This is a genomic window from Micrococcaceae bacterium Sec5.8 (genome assembly GCA_039636775.1).
Classification (GTDB): Bacteria; Actinomycetota; Actinomycetes; order Actinomycetales; family Micrococcaceae; genus Arthrobacter.
Map to the genome: position 1 here is coordinate 3530667 of CP143429.1, position 18650 is coordinate 3549316.

Annotated in this window: 20 protein-coding genes; 10 read left to right on the plus strand and 10 right to left on the minus strand. The window is 66.6% G+C overall.

Annotated features, from left to right (window positions below; all coding sequences use genetic code 11):
• The first annotated feature begins 98 nt into the window (after window positions 1-98).
• The 6 genes from VUN84_16285 (at window position 99) to VUN84_16310 (ending at window position 6148) form a co-directional block, all read left to right on the plus strand.
• Window positions 99-1157 (plus strand): LacI family DNA-binding transcriptional regulator, encoded by a 1059-nt coding sequence (locus VUN84_16285; GenBank protein XAS63831.1) that lies wholly within the window; start codon window positions 99-101, stop codon window positions 1155-1157.
• 105 nt (window positions 1158-1262) lie between these two features.
• Window positions 1263-2582: an MFS transporter gene (locus VUN84_16290; protein XAS63832.1), complete on the plus strand. Its 1320-nt coding sequence runs from the start codon at window positions 1263-1265 to the stop codon at window positions 2580-2582.
• 61 nt (window positions 2583-2643) lie between these two features.
• On the plus strand, window positions 2644-3408 hold the full coding sequence (locus VUN84_16295; GenBank protein ID XAS63833.1) for an SDR family oxidoreductase: 765 nt from the start codon (window positions 2644-2646) through the stop codon (window positions 3406-3408).
• Between the two features lie 49 nt (window positions 3409-3457).
• Window positions 3458-4390 (plus strand): 3-keto-5-aminohexanoate cleavage protein, encoded by a 933-nt coding sequence (locus tag VUN84_16300; GenBank protein ID XAS63834.1) that lies wholly within the window; start codon window positions 3458-3460, stop codon window positions 4388-4390.
• A gap of 4 nt (window positions 4391-4394) precedes the next feature.
• Complete coding sequence (locus tag VUN84_16305) at window positions 4395-5384, plus strand: glycerate kinase (GenBank protein ID XAS63835.1); 990 nt, start codon at window positions 4395-4397, stop codon at window positions 5382-5384.
• A gap of 275 nt (window positions 5385-5659) precedes the next feature.
• Window positions 5660-6148 (plus strand): carboxymuconolactone decarboxylase family protein, encoded by a 489-nt coding sequence (locus VUN84_16310; protein ID XAS63836.1) that lies wholly within the window; start codon window positions 5660-5662, stop codon window positions 6146-6148.
• Between the two features lie 144 nt (window positions 6149-6292).
• On the opposite strand, the gene VUN84_16315 is transcribed toward VUN84_16310, so the two are convergent.
• The 5 genes from VUN84_16315 to VUN84_16335 form a co-directional block, all read right to left on the minus strand.
• The gene (locus VUN84_16315; GenBank protein XAS63837.1) at window positions 6293-7342 is read right to left on the minus strand and encodes an ABC transporter ATP-binding protein; all 1050 of its coding nucleotides are present in this window, start codon (window positions 7340-7342) and stop codon (window positions 6293-6295) included.
• Window positions 7339-8190 (minus strand): ABC transporter permease, encoded by an 852-nt coding sequence (locus VUN84_16320; GenBank protein XAS63838.1) that lies wholly within the window; start codon window positions 8188-8190, stop codon window positions 7339-7341. The genes VUN84_16315 and VUN84_16320 overlap by 4 nt, the downstream gene beginning before the upstream one ends.
• Before the next feature lie 6 nt (window positions 8191-8196).
• Window positions 8197-8964: a molybdate ABC transporter substrate-binding protein gene (modA, locus tag VUN84_16325; protein ID XAS63839.1), complete on the minus strand. Its 768-nt coding sequence runs from the start codon at window positions 8962-8964 to the stop codon at window positions 8197-8199.
• Window positions 8961-9371 carry a TOBE domain-containing protein gene (locus tag VUN84_16330; protein XAS63840.1) on the minus strand — a complete coding sequence of 137 codons (411 nt, stop codon included), beginning with the start codon at window positions 9369-9371 and terminating at the stop codon, window positions 8961-8963. The genes modA and VUN84_16330 overlap by 4 nt, the downstream gene beginning before the upstream one ends.
• Window positions 9372-9452: 81 nt before the next feature.
• On the minus strand, window positions 9453-10640 hold the full coding sequence (locus VUN84_16335) for an FAD-dependent monooxygenase (protein ID XAS63841.1): 1188 nt from the start codon (window positions 10638-10640) through the stop codon (window positions 9453-9455).
• Window positions 10641-10853: 213 nt separating this feature from the next.
• Here VUN84_16335 and VUN84_16340 point away from each other — a divergent pair, with 213 nt between their 5' ends.
• Both VUN84_16340 and VUN84_16345 read left to right on the plus strand, forming a co-directional pair.
• Window positions 10854-12047 carry an AI-2E family transporter gene (locus tag VUN84_16340; GenBank protein XAS63842.1) on the plus strand — a complete coding sequence of 398 codons (1194 nt, stop codon included), beginning with the start codon at window positions 10854-10856 and terminating at the stop codon, window positions 12045-12047.
• A 25-nt stretch (window positions 12048-12072) separates the two neighbouring features.
• The gene (locus VUN84_16345) at window positions 12073-12942 is read left to right on the plus strand and encodes a DUF4031 domain-containing protein (protein XAS63843.1); all 870 of its coding nucleotides are present in this window, start codon (window positions 12073-12075) and stop codon (window positions 12940-12942) included.
• A 22-nt stretch (window positions 12943-12964) separates the two neighbouring features.
• On the opposite strand, the gene VUN84_16350 is transcribed toward VUN84_16345, so the two are convergent.
• Both VUN84_16350 and VUN84_16355 read right to left on the minus strand, forming a co-directional pair.
• The gene (locus VUN84_16350; protein ID XAS63844.1) at window positions 12965-13477 is read right to left on the minus strand and encodes an SRPBCC domain-containing protein; all 513 of its coding nucleotides are present in this window, start codon (window positions 13475-13477) and stop codon (window positions 12965-12967) included.
• 25 nt (window positions 13478-13502) lie between these two features.
• Complete coding sequence (locus VUN84_16355; GenBank protein ID XAS63845.1) at window positions 13503-13916, minus strand: YccF domain-containing protein; 414 nt, start codon at window positions 13914-13916, stop codon at window positions 13503-13505.
• Window positions 13917-14165: 249 nt separating this feature from the next.
• Between VUN84_16355 and VUN84_16360 the strand changes: the two genes are divergently transcribed.
• Entirely contained in the window at window positions 14166-14561 is a 396-nt protein-coding gene (locus VUN84_16360) for a hypothetical protein (protein ID XAS63846.1), read from the plus strand.
• A gap of 20 nt (window positions 14562-14581) precedes the next feature.
• On the opposite strand, the gene VUN84_16365 is transcribed toward VUN84_16360, so the two are convergent.
• Window positions 14582-14974 (minus strand): flavin-dependent oxidoreductase, encoded by a 393-nt coding sequence (locus tag VUN84_16365; protein ID XAS63847.1) that lies wholly within the window; start codon window positions 14972-14974, stop codon window positions 14582-14584.
• A 52-nt stretch (window positions 14975-15026) separates the two neighbouring features.
• Window positions 15027-16328 (minus strand): hemolysin family protein, encoded by a 1302-nt coding sequence (locus VUN84_16370; protein XAS63848.1) that lies wholly within the window; start codon window positions 16326-16328, stop codon window positions 15027-15029.
• A 347-nt stretch (window positions 16329-16675) separates the two neighbouring features.
• Between VUN84_16370 and VUN84_16375 the strand changes: the two genes are divergently transcribed.
• Window positions 16676-17779, plus strand: a complete 1104-nt coding sequence (locus VUN84_16375) for a TerC family protein (protein XAS63849.1) — start codon at window positions 16676-16678, stop codon at window positions 17777-17779.
• Between the two features lie 131 nt (window positions 17780-17910).
• Here the strand turns inward: VUN84_16375 and VUN84_16380 are convergent, their stop codons facing one another.
• Complete coding sequence (locus tag VUN84_16380) at window positions 17911-18522, minus strand: phosphoribosylanthranilate isomerase (protein XAS63850.1); 612 nt, start codon at window positions 18520-18522, stop codon at window positions 17911-17913.
• Between the last annotated feature and the right edge of the window lie 128 nt (window positions 18523-18650).

Consider the following 18650-nt stretch of genomic DNA (forward strand, 5'->3'; position numbering starts at 1 on the left):
GCTGGCCAAAAAATTGCTTAACGTTGCTTAACGCTCCCACGTCTATCTAATGTAACTGAGGTCACAGGGGCCGACAACGACGCAAGGGAGGGCCGGATATGAGCAAGGACACCACCAGTGTCACCGTCGACCGGGCGGCGTCGCCGGTATCGGCCGCCGCCGTGGCCAGGGCGGCAGGTGTCTCCCCGGCTGCGGTGTCCTACGTGCTGAATGGCAAGGGCGGCGTCTCGCCGGAGACCCATCGCCACATCATCCGCGTAGCGAACGAACTGGGCTTTAGGCCCCGTAAGTCCTCGCAGTCCACCGACATGCAGCGAACCCGTGTGATTGGCCTGATCCTGCCCAACATCATTAACCCAATGTTCCCGCGCTGGGCCCAGGGCATCATTTCCGCCGCCGCCGAATCGGGCTACGAAGTGTTCGTCGCCACCACACAGGACGATCCGAAGGTGTTGGCTCAGGTCACCTCGACCTTGGCCAACCGCAATGTGGACGGAGTCATTCTGGCCGCGTCCCTTCGGGATGATGCCACAGCGATCCGCACCCTGCGGGCGGCACGGATCCCCTACGTCTGCCTCTCGCGTCGCGCGGACTTCCTTGACTCCGACTTCGTCGGGATCGACGACGACGCCGCCGCGACGACGCTGATGCAGCACATGCTGGGCCACGGCTTCACGGAGATCGCCACTGTAGTAGGGCCGCGGTTCTCCACGGCCTCGCTGGCCCGCGAACAGGCCTTTGTCCGAACTGCCGTCTCGGCCGGGGTCGGCATCAGCGGCGCTCACAGGATCAGCACGCGGGTGAATAATGAGGGCGGCCGGCTGGCCGCCGAGCGCCTCTTCTCCTCGGGAACACCTCCGCAGGCCGTGGTGTGCGGGAGCGACGAACTGGCCATCGGCGTCATGGAGTACGCCCTGGCCCGGGGACTTCGGATCCCGAATGATGTCGCCGTCGCCGGCTGCGATGGCCTTCCGCACAGCCGTTCCGGACTGATCAACCTCACCAGCGTTGTCCAGCCGCAGCAGGAAATGGCCGAGGAAGCCTTCACCATGCTGCTCAACCGCATCGAAGCCCCCTCCAGCACCTACAGCACCAAGATCTGCCGGCACCGCCTGCACATCGGGCGGACCTGCGGCTGCACGCCGGCCACCCGATAGCCCCCTCCCGAAACACTCTGCCCCGGACATCCACCCTGGCTGCCTTACGGCTGCCCGACCCCCGGGCTTCCTGCCGCCCGACCACCAATTGAAGGACGAGGACCCATGTCAGTTGTATCCGCACCAACGAAGATGCGCACACCACGGGAAATAAACGGCGTGATCCTCCGCAGGGTCATGCCGCTCCTGATCGGCGCCTACATCATGGCCTTCCTGGACCGCACCAACATCGGCATGGCCAAGGACCGGTTGCAGATCGATCTCGGCATCTCCGCCACGGCCTTCGGTATTGGCGCCGGGTTGTTCTTCCTCACGTATGCCCTGTCGGAGATCCCGTCCAACCTGATTATGCACAAGGTGGGCGCGCGCTTCTGGATCATGCGGATCATGATCACCTGGGGCATCATCTCCGCCGGCATGGCTTTTGTGCAGGGCGAATGGTCCTTCTACATCATGCGGATGCTGCTCGGCGTCGCAGAGGCCGGGCTGTTCCCCGGCGTCATGTACTTCCTGACGCAGTGGTTTGTGGTCAAGGACCGTGCCAAGGCCAATGGCATGTTCCTGCTGGGCGTTTCCATTGCCAACATCGTGGGCGCACCCCTCGGCGGTCTCCTGCTGACCATGGACGGGTTCGCCGGGCTGCACGGCTGGCAGTGGATGTTCATCATCGAGGGACTGCCTGCCTGCATCCTCGCTTACGTCGTTTGGAAGAAACTCCCGGACCGCCCGAGCAAGGCGACATTCCTTAGCGCCGAAGAAGCCCAAGACCTCGAAGCGCGCATCGCTGCCGAAGAAAAAGCCGGCGCCGAAGCATCCGGCAACCACCGCCTCCTCGACGTCCTGAAGGACAGGCAGATCATGCTCGTGGTGGGCATCTACTTCACCCACCAGATCGCCGTGTACGCGTTGTCCTACTTCCTTCCTTCCATCATCGGCACCTACGGCAAGCTCAACCCTGTGCAGATCGGCCTGCTCACAGCCATCCCGTGGATCTTTTCGGCGGCCGGCGCCCTCCTGGTCCCGCGGTTCGCGACCGACGGCCGGCGCTCCCGCCTGCTGGTCACCGGGACCATGATCGGCATCGTTGCCGGCTTCGCGCTCGGAGCCGTCGGCGGTCCTGTGCTCGGAATGATCGGCTTCTGCCTGGCCGCGTTCAACTTCTTCGCCCTGCAGCCGATCCTCTTCACCTACCCGGCCACCCGTCTCACCGGGGCCGCGCTCGCCGGCGGCATCGCCTTCGTCAACACCATCGGCCTGTGCGGCGGCTTCCTCGGCCCGTACGTCATGGGCCTGATGCAGGACGTCACCGGGTCCAAACTCTCCGGCCTGTGGTTCATCGTGGGCATGTGCATCGTGGGCGCCCTCCTGTCGCTGATGCTCAAACGGGGCGCAGAAAAGCCGCTGGGCGCACCGGCCTCACACTAACCGCATCGCCCGACGTACCGCCCTGCGCCTGTCCGCAGACACACCAACTCAAGGAATACTCATGGATTTCAGCTCAAAAAGAGTCCTCGTCACCGCCGGAGCCAACGGCATCGGCCTGGCCATAGCCACCAAATTCCAGGAACTCGGTGCCGCCGTATTCGTCACAGACATCGATCCCGACGCCGTCGAGAAGGCCCGCGCCGGCGGCCTCTCGGCGGCCGTCAGCGACGTCTCGGTCGAGGAGCAGGTCCGCGAACTCATGACCACCGTCGAGAAACAACTGGGCGGCCTGGACATCCTGGTCAACAACGCCGGGATCGCCGGGCCCACCGGCCCCCTTGAGACCCTCGACACGGCCGCTTGGAAGTCAACGTTCGACGTCAACATCCACGGCCAGTTCCTTTGCATCAAGTACGCGCTGCCCCTGCTGCGGTCCGGCCGGGAGGCGTCGATCGTCAACCTCTCCTCGGCCGCCGGGCGACTCGGAATGGCCGGTCGGAGCGCCTACTCGGCATCGAAGTGGGCCGTGATCGGACTGACCAAGACGCTCGCGATCGAACTCGGACCGGACAGGATCCGCGTCAACGCCATCTGCCCCGGAGCCGTCAACGGGCCGCGGATCGACTCGGTCATTGCGGCCAAGGCCCGGATGCTCGAGCTGCCGGAGGACGAGGTGTCCGCGCTGTACCACAACCAGTCCTCCTTAGGACGGCTGATCGAGGCCGAGGACATTGCCAACATGGCTGCCTTCGCCGCCAGCGACATGGCACGCAACGTCAACGGCCAGGCACTTGCAGTCGACGGCAACACCGAAAAGCTCTACTAGGCCGGCCCGCCCTGTCCGCCCAAGATTCCGTCAGCCCAAGGAGACCCCAATGCCCGCAGCACGCAAAGTCATCATCACGAGCGCCGTCACCGGCGCCATCCACACCCCGTCCATGTCCAAATATCTACCGGTGTCCCCGGATGAGATCGCGGACGCTGCCCTCGGCGCCGCCGAGGCAGGCGCTGCGATTGTGCACATGCACGCCCGCGATCCCCGGGACGGGCGGCCCTCCCAGAACCCGGAGCACTTCGCACCGATCCTGGACAAGCTCAAGCGCAACACGGACGCTGTCATCAACATCACCACCGGCGGCTCACCCCATATGACGGTTGAGGAGCGAATGCAGCCGGCTGCCTTATTCAAACCTGAGCTGGCGTCCCTCAACATGGGCTCGATGAACTTCGGTCTCTATCCGATGTTGGACCGCTTCAAGGAGTTCGACCACGAATGGGAGCGGGAAGGGCTTGAAAAGAGCCGCGACCTCGTCTTCAAGAACACTTTCCAGGACATCGAGACCATCCTGGGCATCGGAAACGACAACGGCACGCGTTTCGAATTCGAATGCTACGACATTTCGCACGTCAACAACCTGGCCCACTTCCACTCCCGCGGTCTGGCCCGGGGACCGCTGTTTGTCCAGTCCGTGTTCGGGCTGCTCGGCGGGATCGGCGCCCATCCGGAGGACCTGATGCACATGCGCCGCACCGCGGACCGGCTACTCGGGGACGCCTACGAATGGTCCATCCTGGGCGCCGGAAAAAACCAAATGCCGCTGGCCACCATTGGCGCCGCGATGGGCTCGCACGTAAGAGTTGGGCTGGAAGACTCACTGTGGATCGGCCCCGGCCAGCTCGCGAGGTCCAACGCCGAGCAGGTAAGTCGGATCCGCACCATCCTCGAGGCCCTCAACTTCGAAATCGCCACCCCGGACGAGGCTCGGGAAATGCTCCAGCTCAAGGGCCGCGACAAGGTCGGTTTCTGAACCGATGAGCATCCTCGTGGCCCCGGACAGCTTCAAGGGAACCTTTACGGCCCCCGAGGTGGCCGGGCACCTGGCCGCCGGCATCCGCTCGGCCGGCGGAACCGCGCTGGAGCTGCCGGTGGCCGACGGCGGCGAGGGAACCTTTGAGGTGCTGGTTCGGGGCCTGAACGCCCTGCCCGTCACCATCAGCACCGTCGGACCCTGGGGCGACGCCATCGACGCGGCCATCGGGCTTGCTCCCGGAGGAACAGCCGTCGTCGAGCTCGCGTCTGCAAGCGGACTCAACCTGCCCTCAATCCATAAGCGTGACCCGGTCGCGGCCAGCAGCTACGGCACCGGGGTACTCATGGCCGAAGCCGCGAGGCTCGGCGCCGGCCGGATCCTGGTCGCGGCCGGCGGTTCCGCCACGAGCGACGGCGGTGCGGGCGCCATCGCGGCGATCGAGGAACGCGGCGGCCTCCGTGGTGCGGAGGTGGTGATCCTCAGCGACGTCACCACCCATTTTTCTGATGCGGCACGGGTATTCGGACCGCAGAAGGGTGCTGATCCGGCAACCGTCGAGCTGCTCACGAGGCGCCTCGAGCAGCAGGGCCATGACTTCCTTCGCAACTATGGCCGGGACCCCCGGCTGCTGGCCCGGACCGGGGCGGCCGGCGGATTCTCCGGCGGCATTTGGGCCCGCTACGGGGCGGAGTTGGTCTCCGGGGCCGACTATGTCCTTGAGCTACTGGACTTCGATGAGCAGCTCGTTGCCAGCGCCGCTGTGGTTGTCGGCGAGGGCCGGCTGGATTCCCAGACCTGCCAGGGGAAAATCATCGCGGCAATCCTGGCCCGGTGCGGTTCGACGCCCGTGTACGCCGTCGTCGGATCCGTCGGCGATGACTTGGGCGGTTACGCCGACAACTTTGCCGGCATCATCCTCGCCAGCGATGCGCCCGCTCTGGTGACCGCCGGGGCCAGCCTTGTCCGGACCACACGGCATGCCCTCGGCTAGCCGGGGCCACTGGACATAATCCCCATATGCCCATCCGTCGCGCTCCAGAAGTGGACATGTCCCAAAAAGGTCAGGCCCGTTAAACCCCTTCGACGGTCGGTTCCCCCAAGGAGCCGACCGTCGAATGATGGGCCTGGTCCGATGTCGGCGGACCCGCCCTGCGGAGCGGCCGAGGAGGCGCCCCTGCGTGATTTTCACTGTAACGTCATTCTGTCACGGATATGACAACTCTGTCACGTACTTTTCTCGGCGTTTCGCATGGGTAGTCTTTTCCCATGGAAGAGACCGCGCCAGCGCACGACACCACGAAGACTGTGTTCCTGGACAAGGAGCACCCCGCCGTGTGGCGGGCCCTCAACGGGTTGGGGCTGAAAGCGAAAGAGGCCGCCGACGAGGCCGGCCTGGACCGGACGCTGATTGAACTGCTCAATGTCCGCATTTCACAGCTCAACGGCTGCGCCTATTGCCTGGACCTGCACGTGGGCGACGCCGTCAAGAACGGAGAATCAGCCCAGCGCCTTGCCGTTCTCCCGGCCTGGCGGGACACCGCCCTCTTCACCGAGAAGGAACGCGCCGCCCTGACCCTGGCCGAGGCAATCACCAACATTTCCGACGCCGGCGCCCGTGAGCACGAGGGTGCGGCGGCACGGAAACACCTCAGCGACGTGGAGTTCTCCGCCATCAGCTGGCTGGCGATCACCATGAACGCCTTTAACCGGGTCTCAATCGTCAGCCAGCACCCCGTCCGCAAGGACCGCGGGTAGCTTGCCCGGGGCCTGCGCCGCGGCGAGGCCCGGGCTTACGGCGAGCACTCCAGTGAGCGCCGCGCAGTTGTCCTGGTGGCGCGCATTCCCTGCCTGACGCCGTCACGCCGGCGACCGGCCAGGTGCCGTCCGGTCCTGACGCAGTCAGGCCGGATAGATGGACACGGCCGCCGCTTTGACCACAAAGTAGACCACCAGCCCCGGCGCCAGACCCAGATCCGCTGAGGCGGCCGGGGTAACGTCCGCGGACAGCTGGCCGGCTCGGACCCGGATTTGGTCGCCGTGCGGTTCCAGGTCCGTGACCGTGACGCGGAAGGAGTTCCGCGGGCTGCCGTGCGCCTCGGCCAGGAACACTGACACGGCCGACGGCGGGAACGCGGCCACGCCGGGCTGTCCGGCGGGCAGCGGCGCGTCGTGCTGGCCGGCGAATTCCAGGCCTGCAGCGGACCGGATTCCGGCGGGTGTCACCGTCCCAGCGATCAGATTCAGCCCCGCCAGACCCGCGGCGAAGCGGCTGCGCGGCCGCCGCAGGACGTCGCGGGTGGGGCCGTCCTCGGTAATCCGGCCCTCCTCCATCACAATGATCCGGTCCGCGAGCATATAGGCATCCAGCACGTCATGGGTGACGATGATGGCGCGGCGCCCGGCGAGCACCCGTTTGAGCAGCCGCCGCAGGAGCGGTGCGGCGTGGATGTCCAGGGCGGACAAGGGCTCGTCCAGCAGCAGTACATCCGGATCCACGGCCAGGGCACGGGCCGCCGCGACGCGTTGGGCCTGCCCGCCGGACAGCTCCCCCGGCCGCCGGTGGGCGAGGTCGGCGGCGTCGACCTCGGCCAGCCAGCGCCGGGCGGTTTCCCGGGCCTCCCGCTTGGGCACCCCCGCGCTGCGTGGCCCGAACGCCACATTCTCCAGCGCACTCAGGTGCGGAAACAGCAGCGGATCCTGGGACAGCAGGGCGGTTCCGCGGCGGTGCGGCGGAGTCCAGGTGTGCGCGCCCCCGCCGAGGTCGAACAGCACCCGGCCATTCACCTCGGACCGGCCGGCGTCCGGGCGGAGCAACCCGGCGATCACGGCCAGGAGCGTGGATTTGCCCGCCCCGTTTGGGCCCAGCACTGCCAGCGTCTCACCCGGCGCGAGGCTCAGCGAGACGTCAAAAGCGCGGGCGGCGACGGCGGCGTCCAGGGTGAACGTCATGCCGGCACCCGCCCCGGCGTGCCCGCGCCCGCGCCCGCAGTACTGCCCGACAAGGAAGGCCCGGAACCCCGGTAGGAGAGCCCGACGACGACGACCGCCACCACGACCAGCAGCAGCGACAGCGCGACGGCGGCGTCGGCGTCGGTCTCGCGCTGCAGGTAGATTTCCAGCGGAAGCGTGCGGGTGGTGCCCTGGAGACTTCCCGCGAAAGTCAGCGTGGCGCCAAACTCACCCAGACTCCTCGCGAAGGAAAGCACGGCCCCGGAAGCGAGGCCCGGCAGGACCAGCGGCAGAGTCACGCGGCGCAGCACGGTGGTAGGGCGCGCGCCGAGGGTTGCGGCCACGGCCTCATACCGGCTTCCGCCCGAGCGGAGCGAGCCCTCGAGGCTGACCACCAGGAACGGCAGGGCCACGAAGGTTTGGGCGAGGATGACCGCCGTCGTGGAAAACGCGATCTGGATGCCGGCGATTTCCAGGCTTCGGCCCAGCAGGCCCTGGCGGCCGAAGGCGTACAGCAGCGCGATGCCGCCCACCACCGGGGGCAGAACCAGCGGCAACAGAATGAAGGAACGCAGCAGCCGCTGGCCCGGGAAGTGGCCGCGGGCCAGGACCAGCGCCAGCGGCACGCCGAGCAGCACGCACAGGACCGTGCTGGTGCCCGCGGTGCGCAGGCTCAGCCCCAGTGCGGTGAGGGACGACTCGGAGGTGACCAGCGGGATGAAGTCCGGCCAGTTGACCCTGGCCACCATGGCCGCGAGCGGGAGCAGCACCAGCAGGGCCCCGACGGCGGCCATGGCGACGACCCAGCGCGGAATTCCGCTGTAGGCACTGTCATTTGGCCCCTTCATGCGGCCCTAAGGGGTTCCGAAGCCGGCGCCACGGAGCAGCTTCTGGCCCTCGGGGCCAGTGACCGAGGCAATGAAAGCCGCGGCCAGGTCCTTGTTCCTGCCGGTCCGCAGGGCCGCGATGGGGTAGGTGTTCTCGGCTTTGGCCGACTCGGCGAACGGGATTTCCTGCACCTTGTCCCCGGCGGTCTTGACGTCCGTGACGTAGACAAGTCCGGCGTCGGCCTCGCCGGAGATGACTTTGCCTAAAACGTCAGTGACGGACGATTCCTCACTCACCGGCGTCAACGTCACGCCGGTTTCCTTCTGCAGGTTCCCTGCGGCCGCGCCGCAGGGAACCTGGGCTGCACACACGACAACCTTTACCCCGGGCTTCGCGAGATCGGCGAACGAGGCAACCGACGCCGGGTTGGCCGGGGGCACGGCGATGGTCAGGACGTTGGTGGCAAAGTTCCGGGGGGACCCTTCCACCATCGAGGCGCCGGTGAGCTTGGCCATGTTTGTGATGTCAGCGGAGGCAAAGACGTCCGCCGGAGCGCCCTGGCTGATCTGGGTAGCGAGGTCGGCGGACCCGGCGAAGCTGAGAATCACCCTGGTGCCCGGGTTGCCGGCCTCGAACTGCTCGGCGAGGGCGGTGAAGGGCGCTTTGAGGGACGCCGCGGCAAAGACTGTGAGGCTCTTGCCGGCTCCCCCGGAAGCTGGCATGCCGCAGCCGGTCAGGGTTGCGGCCAGTAGTCCCGCCGCCAGCAGCGCGCCCGCCCTCAGGACAGCACTCATACGGCGCCCTTGCCTTTGGGGGTCTCGATGATCACGGTGGTGGCCTTGACGACGGCGGTCGCCACCGAGCCGAGTTCCAGCCCCAATTCCCGGACAGCCTCACTGCTCATCAGCGACACCACCCGGAACGGTCCGCACTGCAGCTCCACCTGGGCCATGACGGTGTCGGCAGTGATGGCCGTGACCAGGCCGACGAAGCGGTTGCGGGCGGAACTGCCCGCCCTGGCCGGGTCATCCGGGAGTTGGGCCTGCTCCCGGGCGAGCCGCGCGAGTTCCAGCCCGTCCACGGCGAGGCGCCCGGCGTCGTCCCTGTGCGGGGTCAGGCTCCCGTTCTCGGTCCAGCGCCGGATGGTGTCATCACTGACGCCCAGCAGCCGGGCGGCTTCGGAGACGCGGATATTAGGCATACGGACACTCTAGTCCGCATTTGCGGTGGCGGGCCGGCCTTTGGTCCGCACCCTCGGAAAGGGCCAGGACTTTTCCCGAGCTCACTTTGCGATTCTGCCCACGATCCGGCGGGCCACCAGCCGGTCGATTCCCGGCAGATGGGTGGCTTGGATGATCCACTGCCGCAGAAGGCGCTGGGTCCGGTTGGCGGGGAGGAACGATGACGCGGTGCGCCTCCCTGCCGCTTGGGCCTCCCCGACCACGGGGCGCCAGCTTCCCTCGAAGCCGGCGAGCGCCGTGCTGATCCCCGCAGGTGAGACCACGGGTCCCAGAATGTCCCCCAGCAGCGCAGCGCCGGCGATTGCGAGCGAACCGCCCTGGCCCGCGAGGAGCGACACGGCCCCGCAGGCGTCTCCCACCAGGACGGTACGTCCCCTCTGCCAGTCCGGCATGAGGATCTGTGCGACGACGTCGTCGTACGGATGCTCGGGGCACAGCTCCAGCAGCCGGTCGACCGCGCTGCCGAGTCCGGCGAACTCGCGCCGCAGCCGCCCCCTCGCACTTTCAGGTGGCGGACGGCTTGGCGCCCTTTCGGCGTGCCGGTAGACCATGAAGACGGCCACCTCGTCCGAATGGAGGCTGTAGAGCCCTGCCATCCGGCCGATGCTGTCGGTGAGGACGAATTTGTTCCGGAAGCGTGCATTGAGGATCGGTTCGGAGACGATGAAGGCGGCTGCCCGCATGCCCAGGGGGTGCAGATACTCTGCTTCGGGGCCGAAGACCTGGTCCCGAACGGCGGAATGGATACCGTCCGCACCCACGAGGACGTCCGCGGCCAGTGCGACGCCCGGCCAACCGTCGCAGCTGACCCGGACCCCGTCGTCCCCACCGCGAACTGTTGACACCTGCGCCCCGTAATGGACCCGGACCCGGCCGGCGGGCACGTCGTCGAGCGCAGCCAGAGCGGCGCGCTCCAGGTCGGGGCGCAGCAGGCTCAGGACCTTCCCTCCGGCGAGCCGGGCGAACCGGTCGTAGTCGAGGCTGGACGTCGTTCGCCCGTCCGCGTCGACATACTCGGCCGCCTCGACGCGATAGGCCACCGCTGCCAGCCGGGGGTAGAGGCCGATCCGCTCCGCGGCCTCCACCCCCGGACCAAAAAAATCCATCATGTAGCCATCGGGGCGCGGGCCGGCCGACTTCTCAAGGACCTCGACGTTCCAGCCGGCCAAACCGAGTTGGCGGGCCGCGACAAGGCCCGCAATGCCTGCTCCGACAACCACCGCCTTCATCGCGCCTCCTACGATCGGTCTGCTGGGCCGGCCGAGTCCGGACGACATCCTGCTGGCATTTTGGCCCTTTCTCCCGGTGGCGTCCAGAGCGGTGCTCCCGGCGACGGACCGGCCCCGCAAGAGGCAACCGGGCCACACCCCGGGCGCGGAACCCTCCGGCTGTGAGAACGTTAGTAAGCAGCATGACCAATCGAGCGTGGGAGACACAACAGCATGGGCAGTCCGGAACAGACAACACCCTGGAGCGACAGCCTGGGCCGCGCCAGCATCCGGACCGCGCAGGTCCTCCTGCTGCTGGTCCTGACCGTGGTGGTGGTCTATGCCCTGATCCAGGTCCGGCTCGTGGTGATTCCCGCGCTGCTGGCTCTGATCCTGGCCGCAGCGATCGCGCCTTTGGTCCAATGGCTTCGCCGCCGGGGCTGGCACAGCACCGCCGCCACCTCCGTGTCGTTTGTGGCACTTCTGCTCGCGTTCGGCGCCGTCATCACCGGCATCGTCTTCGCCATCCTGAACCAGGCGGACGAGCTGGCCAGCAAGGCCACCCAGGGCTTTGACCGTGTGTATGACTTCATCCGCACCGGCCCGATCCCCATCGATGACCAGCAGATCCAGCAGGCGCGCACCGCGGCCATTGACTTCGCCACCAGCAGCACCGTCGGCGCGGGCGCCATCTCCGGCCTCAGCGCCGCCGGAAACTTCGTCACCGGCGCCCTGCTCATGGCAGTGATTCTGTTCTTCTTCCTCAAGGACGGCGAACGGATCTGGGCCTTCGCCCTGCGGGCGTTCAAGGGCGAGAAGCTGGTCAAAGCACGCCGGGCCGGGGAACGGAGCCTGAATGTGCTCGGCGGTTACGTGCGCGGAACCTCGATCGTGGCGCTGGTGGACTCGTTCTTCATCGGCCTGGCCCTGGTGATTATGGGCGTCCCGCTCGCCCTGCCGCTCGCCGCGCTGACGTTCATCGGCGCCTTCATCCCGCTGATCGGCGCGACCCTGGCCGGCATCCTCGCGGCGCTCGTGGCGTTGGTGGCCAACGGTCCGCTCGCGGCCCTGATCGTCATCCTTGTCGTCATCGTCGTCAACCAGCTGGAAGGCAACTTCCTGCAGCCCGTGGTCATGGGCCAGGCGCTCAACGTCCACGCCCTCGTCATCCTGCTGGCGCTCACGGCCGGCACCATCCTCGCCGGCATTGTTGGCGCGATCCTCGCCGTTCCCCTCGTGGCAGTGGCCTGGGCCGCCATCAAGGCCTGGAACTCAGACAACGCTATTACTCCCGGCGTCATCGCGGCGGCCGAGCATGAAACCCAATTGAATGAAAAGGGCGAAGGTGTACGGTCCACGCCGCACCCGGCCCGGGCCCGGCAGGAAGAGCAGTCCGGCACCGCGGATGTGGACGCCCACCAGGGCTGATCAGCGGCCGGAATAGACTTCCTGCATGGCGATTTATGTTGACCCGCCGCTGTGGCCGGCGCACGGAACGCACTTCTCGCACCTCGTCTCGGACACCTCGCTGGAAGAACTGCACGCTTTCGCGGCGGCCTCCGGCATTCCGGAACGGGCCTTCGACGGCGACCACTACGACGTCGCTGAGGCCAGGTACCACGCCTTGATTGCGGCCGGCGCTGTCCCCGTGGAGGGCCGGATTCTGGTCCGGAAGCTCATTGCCAGCGGGCTGCGGATCCCGGCCCGACGGCGCAGCAGCTCCCTCAAGCTCCCGCTGCTGACCCGCTGGAACAACGTTCTGCCGGGCCACGACTCCCTCTTCCTGGACCTGCTGGACCGCTGGGGCGAGGAGCACCGGAAGTACCACGGCCGCACCCACCTTCTGGCGGTCCTTGAGGCCCTTGATCTTCTCGCCGGTCCGGCCGGACCGCCGCGGACGGTGCTGCTGGCCGCGTGGTTCCACGACGCCGTGTACCGCGGCATCGCGGGCCAGGACGAGGAAGAATCTGCCCGGCTCGCCGAGGAGGGGCTGTCCCGGGCCGGCCTTCCCCCGGCCGACGTCGACGACGTGGCCCGCCTCGTGCGGATGACGGCGGACCACCAGCCGGAATCCGGGGACCGCGACGCTGCCCTGCTCAGCGACGCCGACCTGTCCGTGCTGGGCGGGGAACCGGCGGCCTACGCAAGGTATCTGGCCGCCGTCCGGCAGGATTTCTGGCATATCGGCGATGGCGACTTCGCCGCCGGACGCGCCGCCGTCGTCCGCCAGCTCCTGGAACTGGACCCGCTGTTCCACACCCAGCGGGGCCGGGAACTGTGGCTGGAGGCGGCGCGGCGGAACCTGCAGTCCGAGCTCGGATGAGCGGAGTGCTCCGCCTAAGTGCTCAGTCGCTCCGGCGCAGGTGTTCGGCAAGCCGGTCGAAGGACTCACGCCAGCCGACGCCGTGACTGTCGCGGCTATCGATCGTGTCGAAGGGACCCTGGAAGAAAGTCATCCGGGTGCCGTCGTCGATCTCCTCCAGCTCGAAGGTGACCTCGGTCTCGAAGCCGCGGGTCCCGTCCGGTTTGTCCCAGGCGTGGGTGAAGACCAAGAGGTGGGGCGGTTCGATGTCCGTGTGGACTCCGCCCCACCACAGCTCCTCGCCGGTGCGGTCCTGGACCATGCAGGCGCGGTAGAGGCCGCCGATCTCCGGATCCGCATCGATGCTTCCGCGGGGAGTGTGGAATCCGCGCGGCCCCCACCAGGCCGGGGCCTGGTCCGGGTCCGTGAGGGCGGACCACACCCGGGCGATGGGGGCCTGGAATTCACGCGTGACCACCAGTATGAGGTCCTCCGGCGGAGCGGGCAATTTCCCCGGTCCGGCCTGGGCTGGATTTTCCGTGACGGGCTCAGACATGGCTGGATTCCTCCTCTAAGAAGGGTTAGCGGTAGGCCTTGCTGTAGGTAGTGATAAACGGCCTGTCGCTCGGGACGATCTGTTTGCCGAGCGGCATGAGCGAGACCGGAATGAGCTTGAGGTTGGCGATGGCCAACGGGATACCCACAATGGTGATTGCCATCGCGAAGGCGGTGACCACGTGGCCGATCGCGATCCAGATGCCGGCCACAAGCAGCCAGATGACGTTCCCCAGCAGGGAGAACACCCCCGTGCTGCCCGGACGGTCCACCACGGTGCGGCCGAAGGGCCACAGGGCGTAGTTGGCAATCCGGAACGATGCCAGTCCCCACGGGATGGTGACGATGAGCAAGCAGCAGATGATGCCAGCTGCGAAATACCCGATCGCCAACCAAAGGCCGCCAAAGAGCAGCCAGATGAGGTTAAGCAGTGTCTTCATGGCTCCATTGTCCCCCGCCGGAGACCGATCCGGCCTAGGGGTTCACCCTGAAGAATTCCTGAAAAATGTCCTGTGACGCGGACCGGCGGCGGAGAGCTTTGCGAACACGGGCGCGGGCATGATACTTGGACCATGCCCGCTCTCCCGAAGCTCGCCCTGATGATCGTCCGCGTCCCCGTGGGCGCCGTCACCGCGTTCCCCCTGCGCCGCCCGCGCGTCAGCCACTGACGCCGCGGCCCGCACACGCAGATGGCATCCGTCGGGGACCTGCTCGGCCCCATTCTCGAAGTCATGACGTGGGTGGGTTTCGTCCTCGGCCTGCCGCTGCTGGCGTGGGGCTGGATCGCCCGGCGGCGCCGGTGCGAGTGGACCCGGACCACCGGCACAGTGATCAGCGCCGGCGGGTTCACCGGTTACAGCTGGACTGACCACCACGACGCCGACCACCGGTCGCTGCTGCCGGCCGCCGAGTCGGGCGGGCTGGTGGTAGGGACCGACGTCGACCTCTTCTACGACGTATGCCATCCGTCCCGCTGGGGGCGGACCCGGCCCAAGCACGACAACGCCGCCTGGACCCTGGGGTGGGTCCTCGCCGGTGTGGGCATCCTGTCCACGGTAGGCGGGTTCGTGCTGCTGCTTTTCTAGGATCGCCCGGGCCTGCGGCGTCAGGCCCGCGCTGAAGCCGGCGCCCAGCCGACCGCGGGAGCGATGTCCCGGACGACCGTGCCCATCAGCTTGTCGTTGAAGTCCACACCGAGTTGGTTGGGGACGGTGAGCAGCAAAAGTGTCGGCGGACCGGACGGCGGCGTCGGCAGCCAGTTCCCGGCTATGGCATCAGCTTCGCCAACATGGCTCCAGCCAAACCGGGCCACCATCCCGTCGATCACGCAGACCTGGTCGCGTTTCTCGCGCAGGGCGCTGAGGCCGAAATACCGCCGGTCCCCGTCGTCGACCGTTGGCAGGACGCTGCGGCCGACAGAAACGCGCGGCTGGTGCTGATGCCCGGCGTCCGTCCCAAGGCGTCGGTCCTGTCTCAATGCCATCATCGGCGTCGTCATGGCTACTTCTGCTGAGGCTGCGGCCGAGTGCCTCCACGCCGCCCGGAGTTGCTCAAAGTTCCGGTGGCTGAGCATTCACGGGCGTCACCCGAACCCGTGTAGTGCGCAGACCGTCCATCGCGACCACAGTCAACAGGTGCCCCGGCACCTCCACCCGGTCCCCCGTATGGGGCAGGCGGCCGAGGCGGTCCATGACAAATCCGGCGACTGTCTCATAATGTCCCTCCGGCAGCACGATTCCGGTCGCTGACTCAAACTCCTGCAGAATCAGGCCGCCGTCGACGTCGGTAGATCCATTGACCACGCTGACGCGATCCTCGTGGTCGGCCCCGGTGTCGTACTCATCGTAGATTTCGCCCACCAGTTCCTCGACCAGATCTTCCAAGGTGACGATGCCATCCGTGCCCCCATATTCATCAACCACCAGCGCTATGTGATGACCCTCTCGGCGCATTCTCGCCAGCGAAGGCAGCACCCTGTTCGTTCCCGGCAGCGGGAGAATCTCACGAACAATTTCCTTCACCGTTCCTTCGTGATGCTCCTCGCCCTGGGGCATCAGATCACGAATGTGGATATAACCGAGGACGTCATCCGCGGTCCGGCCAATCACGGGATAGCGCGAGAACGGACCGTCCCTGACCATGCTGCGTGCAGTCGCAATACTCACGTCGCCACTGATGAAAATAACCTCCGGGCGAGGACGCATGACTTCCTGCAGGGAACGGTCCGCGGCCCCGAACACATCAGTCAGGATGCTTCGACTATCTTCTTCCAGCATGTCGCTCTCCGCTATCATGTCCCAAAGTTCCTCAGAGCTGACACTGTCCTGGCTGGCGTGGGGATCCCCGCCCAAGAGCTTCACCAACGCATCGGTTGAAGCAGACAACATCCAGATGACCGGCCGCATAACTTGCGAAAAGATGATCAGCGGAGGGGCCAGAACCTTTGTGAAGCCAACCGCACTCTGCATCGCCAACCTTTTCGGGACCAGCTCACCCAGCACCAGGGACAGGTATGCCACCAGCAACGTCATCCCTATAAAGGACACCGGCTCTGCCGCGACGCCCAACCCCAACCTTTCCAGGAGCGGTTCTATATCGGGTGCAATCGTGGAAGCACCGTAGGCGGCCGAGAAAAAGCCAGAAAGCGTCACCCCAATCTGGACAGCCGAGAGGAATCGATTGGGGCTCCGGGCCAAAGCGGCAGTCCTTGCACCGCCCTTCCCACCCTTCTCTATCTGACGCACCTGGCTCTCGCGAAGGGACACCAACGCCATCTCCGTGCCAGCGAATACCCCGCCCAACAACACAAAAAAGAGAACCAACAAAAAATTGACCAAGGTGCCGCTGTCCATGAACTGACCATACCGACACCACGTTTAGCTGGCAGCCAGACTGGCGTGGCGGAGCCGGCGGACTTCAACGCCACGCTAAAAAGTCCTACTCACAGCCTCCACCGCTTCATGGGCCAAATGCATCCGCGGTATTTCCCTAACAGTCCCGACGCCGGGCGAGTCCGGTCGCTGGGGTGACCAGCGGCCATTGTCGGAACGGGTGAAATGTGTTGCACTTGTACTGGAGGGGAGTATCCCCTAAATGTTCCGTCGTCAGTACGGCCGACCCTGAGCGGCCCGGCGGGACAGGTCCCCCGGGACCGGGAAAGACCTCCAGTTGGGTTGAACTGACTGGAAGCGGATTCCTGATGAATGTTCCTTTTTGGGCCTGGTTGGCCGTTGTTGCTTTTATTGTTTTGATGCTGGCCGTGGACCTGTTCGCGCACCGTAGGGCGCACGTGATCCGTGTCCGTGAGGCGGCCTTATGGTCAGCTGTCTGGGTTGCCTTCGGAGTAGGTTTCGGGGCCCTGATCTGGCAGATCTACGGCGCGGAGTTTGGCCAGCAATACTTCGCCGGATACCTGATCGAGAAATCCCTGGCCGTGGACAACGTGTTCATCTGGGCGATCATCTTCACGTACTTCGCAGTGCCCCGCGAATACCAGCACCGGGTGTTGTTCTTCGGCGTCCTGGGCGCCCTGGTCTTCCGTGGCGTCTTCATCGCGGCGGGCGCCGTCATCATCGCCAGCGCCGAGTGGGTGCTGTACATCTTCGCGGCGTTCCTGCTTCTCACCGGCTACCGGATGATCCGCCACCGCAACGACATGCTTGACCCGGAAAAGTCCCGGGCCCTGAAACTCTTCCGCCGGCACGTGCCCATGACGGATGACTTCCACGGCCAGCGTTTCCTGATCCGCAGGAACGGCGTCCTGCTGGCCACCCCGCTGCTTGCGGTGCTGGTCCTCATCGAGGTCACCGACATCATCTTCGCCGTGGACTCCATCCCCGCGATCTTCGCCGTCACCGACGAAGTGTTCCTGGTCTTCACCGCCAACGCCTTCGCCATCCTGGGCCTCCGTGCCATGTACTTCCTGCTCGCTGACATGATCCACCGCTTCATCTACCTCAAGATCGGACTCGCGCTCGTCCTGATCTGGGTCGGCATCAAAATGCTCCTCAAAATCGACATCTACTACATCCCCACACCGATCTCCCTGGGAGTCATCGCCGCCATACTCGGTGTGTCAATCGGCGTAAGTCTTTGGGCCACCCGCGGCCAGGAACGCAGGGCGCCCGGGGCGCCGGTCAGCCCTCCGTTCGGAACCGCAACACCCGCGGAAATCGCGGCCCTGGAACCACTATGGGGCCAACCCCGCGGCACGAAAGCCTCGTCAACACGCGAACCGGGCGACGCCGGGAAATCCGGTGCGGACCCGCACTCACCTGCAAAGGGTGACGCACGTGAAAAATGAACCATTCCGCCGGTGGCGGCACTGATACTTGACGGGGCAGGGGCCCCTGCAACTGCGCGGCGCGGCGCAAAAACCAAGGCGCACCATGTAAGGGCCGGCACCGGACGGTGCGACCCATTCCCGCGGCCGGGTCAGGGCCGGGGAGCGGTGGATTTTGCTGCGTGTACAAAGTCCCGAACCCTGGCCAGGTCCTTCACGCCCCGGGAGGACTCGACACCGGAGGAGACATCCACACCCCACGCGCCGGCCTGCGCGGCGGCGCCGGAAACGTTGGCGGGATCCAGGCCGCCGGCCAGCAGCCACTTGCGTCCGGTGAGTCCCTTTGCGCGGACCGAGGCGTAGTCCCAGGCCTCGCCGGAGCCGGGGACGGCGGCATCGATCAGGAGCAGGTCCTCGCCCCAGTCGGTGAACGCCGCGGGGGCGGCGGACATGGTGACGGCGCGGATCAGCTTGAGCCCGGCGTCGTGCACGGCCCGCACGTCCTCCGGGGTGCGGACGCCGTGGAGCTGGACCCAGTCCAGCCCGGCGTCGCGGGCCAGCGCGACGGCGTCGGCCGCGGCTTCGTGCCGGAAGACGCCGACCGCCAGGAGTCCGGCCGGGACGTGCGCCCGCAATGCCCGGGCCCGCGCTGGGGTCACCTCGCGGGCGCTGCCGGTCAGGACGAAGCCGACGGCGTCCGCCCCCGCCTCCGCGGCGGCCAGGACCGACTCGGGGGTGCTGAGCCCGCATACTTTGACGAACATTCGGCTCCTTCTGCTGTGATGCCTGACTCCGACGTTAGCAAGCCCGTGACCTCCTGGCGCACCCGGCTCCGGTATGACGTTTCCGGCAGATGAGACCGCCCGGAATCTGCCGGCGGCCTGGCCGATAG